This is a genomic window from Flavobacteriales bacterium (assembly GCA_016779995.1).
Lineage (GTDB): Bacteria > Bacteroidota > Bacteroidia > Flavobacteriales > UBA7312 > UBA8444.
Genome location: JADHMO010000008.1, coordinates 1 through 12,780, shown reverse-complemented (window position 1 = coordinate 12,780; position 12,780 = coordinate 1). Strand labels below are relative to the sequence as shown.

The 12,780-nt window shown below is 36.4% G+C and carries 9 protein-coding genes and 3 tRNA genes; all 12 read right to left on the bottom strand.

The features are described from left to right. Window positions 1-4: 4 nt before the first annotated feature. The 12 genes from rpoC to ISP71_06145 all read right to left on the bottom strand — a co-directional run bounded on the left by rpoC (window position 5) and on the right by ISP71_06145 (window position 12,780). Window positions 5-4,303 (bottom strand): DNA-directed RNA polymerase subunit beta', encoded by a 4,299-nt coding sequence (gene rpoC, locus ISP71_06200; protein MBL6663678.1) that lies wholly within the window; start codon window positions 4,301-4,303, stop codon window positions 5-7. Between the two features lie 34 nt (window positions 4,304-4,337). Beyond that, the gene (gene rpoB / locus ISP71_06195) at window positions 4,338-8,153 is read right to left on the bottom strand and encodes a DNA-directed RNA polymerase subunit beta (protein MBL6663677.1); all 3,816 of its coding nucleotides are present in this window, start codon (window positions 8,151-8,153) and stop codon (window positions 4,338-4,340) included. Between the two features lie 105 nt (window positions 8,154-8,258). Beyond that, on the bottom strand, window positions 8,259-8,636 hold the full coding sequence (gene rplL, locus ISP71_06190; protein ID MBL6663676.1) for a 50S ribosomal protein L7/L12: 378 nt from the start codon (window positions 8,634-8,636) through the stop codon (window positions 8,259-8,261). 79 nt (window positions 8,637-8,715) lie between these two features. Beyond that, a complete protein-coding gene (locus ISP71_06185) occupies window positions 8,716-9,237 on the bottom strand; it encodes a 50S ribosomal protein L10 (protein ID MBL6663675.1) in 522 nt (173 codons plus the stop codon). 14 nt (window positions 9,238-9,251) lie between these two features. Continuing rightward, a complete protein-coding gene (locus ISP71_06180) occupies window positions 9,252-9,938 on the bottom strand; it encodes a 50S ribosomal protein L1 (protein MBL6663674.1) in 687 nt (228 codons plus the stop codon). Window positions 9,939-9,942: 4 nt separating this feature from the next. Continuing rightward, a complete protein-coding gene (gene rplK / locus ISP71_06175; protein ID MBL6663673.1) occupies window positions 9,943-10,389 on the bottom strand; it encodes a 50S ribosomal protein L11 in 447 nt (148 codons plus the stop codon). A gap of 82 nt (window positions 10,390-10,471) precedes the next feature. Next, a complete protein-coding gene (gene nusG, locus ISP71_06170; GenBank protein ID MBL6663672.1) occupies window positions 10,472-11,014 on the bottom strand; it encodes a transcription termination/antitermination factor NusG in 543 nt (180 codons plus the stop codon). 8 nt (window positions 11,015-11,022) lie between these two features. Next, entirely contained in the window at window positions 11,023-11,214 is a 192-nt protein-coding gene (secE, locus tag ISP71_06165) for a preprotein translocase subunit SecE (protein ID MBL6663671.1), read from the bottom strand. Window positions 11,215-11,231: 17 nt separating this feature from the next. Further along, window positions 11,232-11,304: transfer RNA gene (locus ISP71_06160), tRNA-Trp, on the bottom strand. 64 nt (window positions 11,305-11,368) lie between these two features. Next, window positions 11,369-12,556, bottom strand: a complete 1,188-nt coding sequence (tuf, locus tag ISP71_06155; protein MBL6663670.1) for an elongation factor Tu — start codon at window positions 12,554-12,556, stop codon at window positions 11,369-11,371. A 70-nt stretch (window positions 12,557-12,626) separates the two neighbouring features. Next, a tRNA-Thr gene (locus tag ISP71_06150) sits at window positions 12,627-12,698 on the bottom strand. Between the two features lie 10 nt (window positions 12,699-12,708). Beyond that, window positions 12,709-12,780 (bottom strand) — tRNA-Gly (locus ISP71_06145).

The following is a 12,780-nucleotide window of genomic DNA, read 5'->3' as shown; positions in this document are numbered from 1 at the left end:
CTATTTATACTTCCTCAGAAGACACTTCTTCTTTGGCAGCCATTAACTGGTCAAACTCTTCTTGAGAACCAACTACAATATCGTCCCAAACACGAAGACCTGTACCTGCTGGAATTTTATGTCCAACAATAACATTCTCTTTCAAACCTTCTAAGCCATCTCGCTTACCGTTAATAGCAGCGGCGTTAAGAACTTTAGTAGTTTCTTGGAAGGAAGCAGCAGAAACCCAACTGTTAGTTTGTAGTGCAGCTCTAGTTATACCTTGAATACGTTGCTCACTCGTAGCAGGAACTGCATCACGAGCTTCAACAGTTTTCAAATCTTTTCTTCTCAATCTAGAATTTTCTTCTCTTAACTTTCTAGCAGAAACAATTTGACCTGCTTTAAGCACTTGAGAATCACCAGTTTCTTCAACCACTTTCATGCCAAAGATTCTGTCATTTTCTTCCATAAATTCTAACTTAGTAATGACTTGACCATCTAAGAATCTAGTGTCACCAGCATCAACAACATTCATCTTACGCATCATTTGTCTAACGATAACTTCGAAGTGCTTGTCATTAATCTTCATTCCCTGAAGTCTATATACTTCTTGAATTTCATTTACGATGTATTCTTGGACAGCAGTAGGACCTTTAATTCTCAAAATATCAGATGGTGTAATAGCACCATCACATAAAGGCATACCCGACTTTACAAAGTCGTTTTCCTGAACTAAAATATGTTTAGATAAAGGAATTAAGTATTTAGAAACTTCACCAGTTTTAGAAGTAATGATTACTTCTTTGTTACCACGCTTAATTTTTGAACCAAAAGTAACGATACCATCAATTTCAGTCACAACAGCCGGATTAGATGGATTACGCGCTTCGAATAACTCAGTCACACGAGGCAGACCGCCTGTAATATCACCTAAAGAAGATGCCAATCTTGGAATCTTTGCAATGATTTGTCCAGATTTAATGGTTTGTCCATCATTAACAGATAAGTGAGCTTTTACAGGGATACTATATGACCTTGTTTGCTCATCTTTCTTATTAATAACATTAATAGTAGGATTGAGTGTTTTATCCTTACGTTCAATCATTACTTTTTCTTCAAAACCAGTTTGTTCATCAGATTCTACTCGGTACGATAATCCTTCCTGAATATCTTGGAAGGCAATCTTTCCATCAAATTCTGAAATAATTACAGCATTGTACGGATCCCAATTACAAATCTTAGTTCCTTTCTTCACTTTCTTACCAGCTTCTATGTATAAGGTAGAACCGTAAGGAATGTTATTTGTTGAAAGAACTATACCTAGTTTTTCATCGATTATTCTAATCTCAGAAGTACGGCTAATTACCATTTTGATTTTTTCGCCATCTTCATTGACTGAATCGATAAGTTTCAAGTCGTCGATTTCAACCTTACCATCGAATTTAGCTACTACGCTAGATTCAGATGCAATTTTAGATGCTGTACCACCAAAGTGGAAGGTTCTTAATGTTAACTGTGTACCTGGTTCACCAATAGACTGAGCAGCAACTACACCAACTGTATCACCTGGTACAGCCATACTTGCTGTGGATAGGTTTCTTCCATAACATTTCGCACATACTCCTCTTTTGGCCTCACATGTAAGTACTGAACGTACTTCAACAGACTCGATTTTAGCCTCTTCAATACCTTTAGCCATGTTATCAGTAATCATCTCACCATTAGCAACGATGATATCGCCTTCTGTATCATAGATATCGTGTAATGAAACACGACCTGAAATTCTATCTTTCAATGGTTCGACGATTTCATCATTTTTCTTGTAAGCAGAAATTTCAAGACCTCTTAGAGTACCACAATCTTCTATCTTGACAACAACATCTTGTGATGAATCAACAAGTCTTCTTGTTAAATAACCCGCATCGGCTGTTTTAAGAGCTGTATCGGCAAGACCTTTACGAGCACCGTGAGTAGAAATAAAGTACTCAAGAATAGATAAACCTTCTTTAAAGTTGGCAATAATTGGATTTTCTATAATCGCAGCACCACTCTTATCACCTGATTTTTGTGGTTTTGCCATAAGACCTCTCATACCACCTAATTGCTTAATTTGTTCTTTAGAACCCCTTGCACCTGAGTCAAGCATCATATATACTGAATTGAATCCATCTTTATCAGAACTCAATTGCTTCATCACTTTTTCAGTAAGGTGGGCATTAGTATTAGACCAAATATCAATAACTTGGTTGTACCTTTCGTTATTGGTAATGAATCCCATATTGTAGTTGGCAGTTACTTCGTCAACCTGATTATACGCATCAGATACCATAGTATCTTTTTCTTCAGGAATTATAACGTCTCCAAGGTTAAAAGACAATCCACCTTTGAATGCAAAATTATAACCTATACCCTTGATATTATCTAGGAATTCTGCTGTTTTAGCAATACCAGAAACATTAAGGACTTCACCAATAATATCTCTTAAAGCTTTCTTTGTAAGTAGTGTGTCAATGAAACCTACTTCCTCAGGAACAAACTCATTAAATAAAACTCTACCAACTGAAGTTTCAATCAATTTAGTTTCTAATTCGCCTTTGTCATTCTTAATCTGAGCTCTTACTTTGATGTAAGCATGTAAGTCAACTCTACCTTCATTAAAGGCAATTTTAACTTCTTCATCAGAATAAAATGCTAAACCTTCTCCTTTAGCTCCTTTTAATGGCTTTGTCATATAGTATAAACCTAATACCATATCCTGAGATGGTACAGTAACTGGCGCACCATTAGCTGGATTCAGAATATTGTGAGAAGCTAACATTAAAAGCTGTGCTTCTAAAATTGCTGCTTCACCTAATGGTAAATGAACAGCCATTTGGTCACCATCAAAATCGGCATTAAATGCTGTACAAACAAGAGGGTGAAGACGAATAGCTTTTCCTTCTATCATTACTGGTTGGAAGGCCTGAATACCTAAACGGTGAAGAGTTGGGGCACGGTTTAGTAGAACAGGATGTCCTTTCATCACGTTCTCTAAAATATCCCAAACTACAGGCTCTCTTTTGTCAATAATCTTTTTAGCAGATTTTACTGTTTTAACAATACCTCTATCAATCATTTTACGAATAATGAAAGGCTTGAACAATTCAGCTGCCATATTTTTTGGCAAACCACATTCGTGCATTTTCAATTCAGGACCTACAACAATAACTGAACGTGCTGAATAATCCACACGCTTACCGAGTAGGTTTTGACGGAAACGTCCTTGCTTTCCTTTCAAACTATCAGATAATGATTTTAACGCTCTGTTAGATTCTGTTTTAACAGCACTTGATTTTCTAGAGTTATCAAATAATGAATCGACAGATTCTTGAAGCATTCTTTTTTCATTTCTTAGAATTACTTCAGGAGCTTTAATTTCTATTAATCTTTTCAGACGGTTATTTCTAATAATAACTCTTCTGTATAAGTCATTCAAGTCAGATGTCGCAAAACGACCACCATCTAATGGCACTAATGGTCTTAACTCAGGTGGAATAACAGGGATAACCTTAACAATCATCCACTCTGGTTTATTTTCTATTCTTGAATTTGCATCTCTAAATGATTCTATAACTTGTAATCTCTTTAGAGCCTCAGCTTTTCTTTGTTGTGAAGTTTCAGTATTAGCCTTGTGACGTAAGTCAAAAGATAATTGATCTAAATCAAGCTTTCTTAAAAGCTCTATCAATGCTTCAGCACCCATTTTAGCGATGAATTTCTTAGGGTCTTCATCGTCTAAGTAACGGTTTTCTGCTGGAATCTTTTCTAAAGCATCTAAGTACTCGTCTTCAGTTAAGAAATCTAAAAATTGTAGAGGTTCTCCTTCTTCATTGGTTGCTGAACCTGGCTGAATTACTACATACCTTTCGTAGTAAATAATCATATCCAACTTCTTACTTGGTAAACCTAGTAAATATCCTATTTTGTTAGGGTTAGATTTAGAATACCAAATGTGTGCAACCGGAACAACTAACTGAATATGACCTGTTCGTTCTCTACGTACTTTCTTTTCAGTTACTTCAACACCACAACGATCACATACTATACCTCTGTATCGAATACGCTTGTATTTACCACAATGACATTCAAAATCTTTGGTAGGACCAAAAATACGTTCACAGAATAAACCATCTCTTTCAGGTTTGTAAGTTCTGTAGTTAATAGTTTCTGGTTTTGTTACCTCTCCACTAGATTTAGAAAGTATATCTTCTGGTGAAGCTAGACTTATCGTAATATTATTGAAACTAGTGTTTACTTCGTTTTTACCTTTTCTTATTGCCATATCTATTTAATTATAGAGTATTAAGATTAAAATATTAGTCTAAAGTCACTTTAAGTCCAAGACCTAACAACTCGTGCATCAATACATTGAATGATTCAGGAATACCCGGTGTTGGCATCGGACTACCTTTTACAATAGCTTCATAAGCTTTAGCACGTCCTACTACATCATCAGATTTTACTGTTAACATTTCTTGAAGAATGTTTGCAGCACCATAACCTTCGAGTGCCCAAACCTCCATCTCACCAAGTCTTTGACCACCAAACTGAGCTTTACCACCGAGTGGCTGCTGAGTGATTAATGAGTAAGGACCTATTGAACGAGCATGCATCTTATCGTCAACCATGTGACCAAGTTTCAGCATGTAGATTATACCTACTGTTGCAGGTTGATCAAAACGCTCACCAGTACCACCGTCATAAAGATAGGTTTGTCCAAATCTTGGTAAACCAGCAGCATCAGTTTCTTTGTTGATGTCATCTATAGAAGCACCATCAAAAACAGGTGTAAAGTATTTTCTATCCAATTTTTGACCAGCCCAACCTAAAACAGTTTCATAAATCTGTCCGAGGTTCATACGAGATGGTACACCTAATGGATTTAATACAATATCTACTGTAGAACCATCTTCTAAGAACGGCATATCTTCATCACGAACAATTTTTGCAACGATACCTTTGTTACCGTGACGACCAGCTAACTTGTCACCTACTTGAACCTTACGTTTTTTAGCAACATAAACTTTAGCTAATTTAAGTACGCCTGCAGGAAGTTCATCTCCAACAGTTACTGCAAATTTCTTTCTACGGAAATCACTCAACAACTCGCTATTCTTTAATAAGAAGTTGTTCATTAAAGTTTGAATCTTCAGATTCAATTCTTTATCAACTACCCACTTTGTATTGTGTGTGTTTATTGTATTAAAATCAATTGCTTGAAGAGCTTTAAGCGTATATTTAACTCCTTTAGAAATTAAATCATCACCAAGATTGCTTACAATACCTTGTGAAGTCTTACCGCTTAAAATGGTAAATAATTTGTTAACTAGTATTGATTTGAGTTCAGCAGCTTTTTGATTGTACTCTTTTTCAATAATAGCAACAGTTTCTTTGTCCATTGCTCGTGTTCTCTTATCCTTAACAGATTTTGAGAATAACTTTTTGTCAATGACTACACCTTTAAATGAAGGTCTTGCTTTTAAAGAAGCATCTTTTACATCTCCAGCTTTATCACCAAAAATAGCTTTAAGAAGCTTTTCTTCAGGTGTTGGGTCAGATTCTCCTTTAGGCGTAATCTTACCGATGATGATATCACCAGCTTTGATGTCTGCTCCAATACGAATCATTCCGTTTTCATCTAAATCCTTAGTTGCTTCTTCAGAAACGTTAGGAATGTCTGCCGTCAATTCTTCTGGACCTCTCTTAGTATCTCTTACATTTACTAACATCTCTTCAATATGAATCGATGTAAATAAATCTTCTCTAACTACACGTTCAGAAAGTACAATTGCATCCTCAAAGTTATAACCTTTCCAAGGCATGAATGCCACTTTAAGGTTTCTACCAATGGCTAATTCACCATTTTGAGTTGCATATCCTTCACATAATACTTGCCCTTTAACAACTTTATCGCCTTTGACAACAATTGGTTTAAGGTTTATACATGTGTTTTGATTGGTTTTCTTGAATTTAGTAAGGCTATATACTTTTACTTCATCATCAAAAGATATTAACTTTTCTTCATCTGACATTTCATATCGAATATGAATTTCATTAGCATCAACATATTCAACTACACCATTGCCTTCAGCATTGACAAGTACTCTTGAGTCACGAGCTACTTGAGGTTCAAGTCCCGTACCAACAATTGGTGCATCTGCTTGTAACAAAGGAACAGCTTGACGCATCATGTTAGAACCCATCAGTGCACGGTTTGCATCATCGTGCTCTAAGAAAGGAATTAAAGAAGCAGCGATAGAGGCAATTTGATTTGGAGCAACATCCATCAAAGTAATGTTTTGTGGCTCTGTCACTGGATAGTCCCCTTCAAATCTTGCTTTTACACGATCTACTTCAAAATTACCTTTTTCAGTAATTGGAGCATTGGCTTGTGCAATAGTCATGTTATTTTCTTCCTCAGCAGTAAGATAAATTGGTTGTTCATCAACTTTCACAACACCTTCTTCTACCTTACGATAAGGTGTCTCAATAAATCCAAGATTATTTACTTTAGCATATACACAAAGTGAAGATATTAGACCAATATTTGGTCCCTCAGGAGTTTCAATTGGACATAATCTACCATAGTGAGTATAATGAACGTCACGCACCTCAAAACCAGCTCTTTCTCTTGAAAGACCACCAGGTCCTAGTGCAGACATTCTTCTTTTGTGTGTGACCTCAGCCAAAGGATTGGTTTGATCCATAAACTGAGACAACTGATTTGTTCCAAAGAATGAATTTATTACAGAGGATAGAGTTTTAGCGTTAATTAAATCAACTGGTGTAAACACCTCGTTGTCTCTAACATTCATTCTTTCTCTGATGGTTCTAGCCATTCTTGAAAGACCTAAACTAAATTGATTAGAAAGCTGTTCTCCAACTGTTCTTACCCTTCTGTTACTTAAGTGATCAATATCATCCACATTAGTTTTTGAGTTTGCTAACTCTACTAAGTTTTTAATGATTGAAATGATATCTTCTTTAGTTAAAATTTGGGTGTTAAAATCAACATCTAATCCCAATTTCTTATTAATTCTAAAACGTCCAACCTCACCTAGGCTATAACGTTGTTCAGAGAAAAATAATTTATCGATAATACCTCTTGCTGTTTCCTCATCTGGTGGCTCAGCATTACGAAGTTGTCTATAGATGTAAATAACAGCTTCTTTTTCAGAGTTAGTAGGGTCTTTTTGAAGCGTGTTGTAGATGATAGCATATTCAGAAGTAGAAACGTCTTCTTTGTGAAGAAGAACTGTTTTCGAACCTGAATCTATAATATCATCAATATGTTCTTTTTCAATGACAGTTTCTCTGTCAATAATGACTTCGTTTCTTTCGATAGAAACAACCTCCCCAGTATCTTCATCTACGAAGTCTTCTATCCAAGTTTTAAGTATTCTAGCCGCTAACTTTCTACCAACTACTCTTTTCAAAGCAGCTTTGCTAACTCTTACCTCGTCAGCTAAGTTGAAAATCTCTAGAATATCTTTATCGTTTTCAAAACCAATGGAACGTAACAATGTAGTTACAGGTAACTTTTTCTTTCTGTCAATATATGCGTACATGACATTGTGTATGTCTGTAGCAAATTCTATCCACGAACCTTTGAAAGGTATTACTCTAGCCGAATATAATTTTGCTCCATTGGCATGGAAGCTGTGACCAAAGAATACCCCTGGCGAACGGTGTAACTGAGAAACTACCACTCTTTCAGCACCGTTTATTACAAATGAACCCTTAGGAGTCACATAAGGAACCGAACCTAAAAAAACTTCTTGTTCGATGGTTTCAAAATCCTCGTGATCAGGGTCTGTACAGTATAATTTAAGTTTTGCTTTCAAAGGCACTTTGTAAGTTAATCCTCTTTCAATACACTCTTCGATGGAGTATCTTGGCGGGTCGATGTTATAATCAATAAACTCTAATACAAAGTTATTTCTTGAATCAGAAATTGGAAAATGATCATTGAACACTTGCCATAAACCTTCTTCTTTTCTAGTATCAGCTGAAACACCGATTTGGAAAAAGTCTTTGAAAGCACCTATTTGAATATCCAGAAAATCAGGATATGTAAGCTGATTTTTGATAGATGCAAAATTGATTCTATTGGTAGTTTTATTTGAAGCCAACTTGGTAAATTTTTTTGTTAAAAAATAAATCGTTTGTAAACACAAAAGGGTTTAAGCTTTAAACGCATGTTTAAAGCCTAAACCATTAAGGATAGTAGTGTAAACTTATTTAAGTTCCACTTCAGCACCTGCACCCTCAAGTTGGGTTTTTAATGCTTCAGCTTCATCTTTAGATACACCTTCTTTTATTGGAGCTGGTGCACCGTCTACAATATCTTTAGCTTCTTTAAGACCAAGACCTGTTAACTCTTTTACAAGTTTTACAACAGCTAACTTAGATCCTCCAGCGGCTTTTAAGATAACATCGAATTCTGATTTCTCTTCAGCAGCGTCTCCGCCACCTCCAGCAGCAGGACCAGCAACAGCTACAGCAGCAGCTGCAGGCTCTATTCCGTACTCATCTTTTAAGATATCAGCTAATTCACTTACTTCTTTTACAGTCAAGTTTACTAACTGTTCTGCGAAAGCTTTTAAATCTGCCATTTTTAATTTAGTTTAATTGTTATACATTTTATTTAATGTGGAAGCATTAAAAATTAGTGGTGCGTAATCACTAAGATTTTTATTCTGATCGCTCAGATAATGTTTTTAAAATTCCAGAAAGTTGACCTCCTGCTGATTGCAGCGAAGAAATAACTGTCTTCGGTGGTGACTGAAGTAGTGTAATAATATCCCCAATCAACTCGTCTTTTGACTTGAGTGAGCATAACACCTCAACCTGATCATCACCAAAATAGAAACTCTCTTCAATAAACGCCGACTTCAAAAGTGGCTTATCTCCTTTCTTTCTAAATTCTTTAATAATTTTTGCTGGAGCATTTGTAGCCTCTGCAAACATAATTGCTGTATTTCCTTTTAAAGAATCATACATTTGAGCAAAGTCAACATCATTTTTCTCCATTGCTTTTCTAAGTAATGTATTTTTAATCACTTGGATTTGAACATTACTTTTGTAGCATAAACGTCTTAAGTCACTGTTCTTTGCAGCATTTAAACCAGCAATATCAGTAAGATAAAAGTTTTTATTTTCGACTAGTTGAGCACTTAGCTCATCAATTGCTTTATTTTTTTCTTCTCTTGTCATAACTAATAACTGATTTAGATAGATTTTTCATCAATTCGAACACTTGGACTCATCGTCGAAGACATATAAACACTTTGCATATATGTACCTTTTGCCGCAGATGGCTTAAGCTTCAATATTGTTTGTATAAGTTCATTGGCGTTATCGACTAATTTTGAAGGATCAAAAGAGGCTTTACCAATTGCACAATGGATAATTCCAAATTTGTCTACTTTAAAATCGATTTTACCTTTCTTAACGTCAGAAACTGCTTTACCAACTTCCATAGTTACTGTACCAGTCTTAGGGTTAGGCATTAAACCTCTTGGTCCTAAAACACGACCTAAAGCACCTAATTTGCCCATAACAGAAGGCATTGTAATGATGACGTCAACATCCGTCCAGCCTTCTTTTAGTTTTTCGATGTAATCCTCAAGACCAACATAATCAGCACCTGCTTCTTTAGCTTCAGCTTCTTTGTCAGCTGTTACTAATGCTAGTACTTTAACATCTTTACCTGTACCATGAGGAAGTGTTACAACACCTCTAACCATCTGGTTGGCTTGTCTTGGATCAACACCTAATTTAACGGCGATGTCCACTGATGCATCAAACTTAGCTTTAGAAATTGACTTCATTAAACCTGCTGCATCAGATAAAGAATAAGCTGTAGTCTTATCAATAAGAGCAGAAGCTTCTTTCATATTTTTACTAACTCCCATATCCTTATTTTTTTTGTGGTGCAGTACCACCTTTAACTGTTAAACCCATACTTCTTGCTGTTCCAGCAATCATCATCATAGCTGAATCTAATGTGAAAGCATTTAAATCTGCCATTTTATCTTCAGCAATAGTTTTGATTTGATCCCAGCTAACAGAACCTACTTTAGTTCTATTAGGTTCTCCGGAACCTTTTTTCTTTTTTGATGCTTCCAACAACTGAACTGCTGCTGGTGCAGTTTTGATAACAAACTCAAAAGATTTGTCAGCAAAAACAGTGATAACAACAGGAACAATTTTTCCTTGTTTTTCTTGAGTTCTAGCGTTAAACTGCTTACAAAACTCCATGATGTTTACCCCAGCCGCACCTAGTGCAGGACCAACTGGCGGTGAAGGATTAGCTGCGCCTCCTCTAACCTGTAATTTTACTATTTTACTTACTTCTTTAGCCATTACTTAAATTTGTTTTAGAAATTACTTGGTTGAAATTGGAAGCATTAATGTTTCAACAAAGTAAAATCGGTTGTTTACATATTTATTCTTTTTCGACTTGCATAAAACTCAATTCAACAGGAGTCTTACGTCCAAATATTTTTACTGTAACTTTTAATTTTTTCTTTTGTTCATCAATTTCTTCAATGAAACCACTGAAAGAGTTAAATGGTCCATCAATTACCTTAACTGACTCACCTACTACATAAGGAATTACTATTTCTTCATCGGTAATAGCTAATTCATCAACCTTTCCGAGTATTCTATTGACCTCTGACATTCTCATTGGTACAGGTTCACCACCTTTAGTAGCACCTAAAAAACCGATTACACCAGGAACTGATTTAATAATATGAGGCACTTCACCGACAAGATTTGCTTCAACTAAAATGTATCCAGGAAAAAAATTTCTTTCTTTACTGACTTTCTTACCATTTCTAATTTGAAAAACTTTCTCAGTGGGCACAAGAATCTGAGAAACAAAATCTGAGAGGTTTAATCTTGAAATTTCATTCTCAATATATGTGCAAACTTTCTTTTCTTGTCCGCCAATTGCTCTTACTACGTACCAGTGTTTATCTGCCATATCCTTTTTTAAAATAAGCCATATAACACCTCTAGAACATTACGAAAACTTAAATCCATAACATATACTATAAGTGCAATGATTAATGAAGCAATTGCTACTACGATTGAGCTACTTTGTAACTCTTTCCATGTAGGCCAAGAGACTTTATTCATTAAGTCGTCGGCTGATTCTTTTATGTATTCGACAAATTTTGCCATTTCATTTAATGTTTAAGCACGGGTGGAGAGACTCGAACTCCCAACCAATGGTTTTGGAGACCACTACTCTACCAATTGAGCTACACCCGTAAATACAGCAATAGGAAAGGCCTAAATTAGACCTTTCCTGTGTTGCTGTTAGTAAAAATTATTACTAGCCGATAATCTCAGTAATCTGACCAGCACCTACAGTTCTACCACCCTCACGGATTGCAAAACGAAGACCTTGGCTCATCGCTACTTTGTTGATTAACTCAACCGTAATTGTTAGGTTGTCACCTGGCATTACCATTTCAGTACCTTCTGGCAACTGGATTTCACCAGTTACGTCAGTAGTTCTTAAATAGAACTGTGGACGGTATTTGTTGTGGAATGGCGTATGACGACCACCTTCTTCTTTTTTCAAAATATAAACCTCAGCTTTGAATTTAGTGTGAGGTGTTACAGAACCTGGTTTACAGATTACCATACCTCTTTTGATATCTGATTTCTCAATACCACGAAGTAAGATACCTACGTTGTCACCCGCTTCACCTCTATCTAAGATTTTACGGAACATCTCAACACCAGTAACTGTTGAACCTAATTTCTCAGCACCCATACCGATGATATCAACCGCATCACCTGTGTTTGCAACACCTGTTTCGATACGACCTGTAGCAACAGTACCACGTCCTGTAATAGTAAATACATCCTCGATTGGCATCAAGAAGTCTTTAGCGTTATCACGAACTGGCTCTGGAATATATGCATCAACACTATCCATTAATTTCATTACTGTATCTACCCACTGAGCTTCACCGTTAAGTGCACCCAAAGCAGAACCTGCAACAACTGGAGCATTATCTCCATCATAGTCATAGAAAGAAAGTAATTCTCTCACTTCCATCTCTACTAATTCTAGTAACTCCTCGTCGTCTACCATATCCACTTTGTTAAGGAATACAACAACAGCAGGAACACCTACCTGACGAGCTAAAAGGATGTGCTCTCTTGTCTGAGGCATAGGACCATCAGTTGCAGCACATACTAAAATTGCACCGTCCATTTGAGCAGCACCAGTAACCATGTTCTTTACGTAATCGGCGTGACCTGGACAGTCAACGTGAGCGTAGTGACGGTTAGTTGTTTCATACTCTACGTGAGCAGTGTTAATTGTAATACCTCTCTCTTTTTCTTCTGGAGCGTTATCGATAGAGTCAAACGCTTGAGCCTCAGCCAATCCAGCGTCCGCCAATACCTTAGTAATAGCGGCAGTCAAGGTAGTTTTACCGTGGTCAACGTGACCAATTGTACCAATGTTTAAGTGTGGTTTGGTACGATTAAAATTCTCTTTTGCCATAGCTAGCTATTTAAAATTAATTAATAATTAAACCTCCTACTAAAGAAAGGCTGTTTTTTTATTTCAATTGAGCCAATGACGGGAATTGAACCCGTGACCTCTTCCTTACCAAGGAAACGCTCTACCCCTGAGCTACATCGGCTTAGATTAAGAGCGGGAGACGGGATTCGAACCCGCGACCCTCAGCTTGGAAGGCTGATGCTCTGGCCAGCTGAGCTACTCCC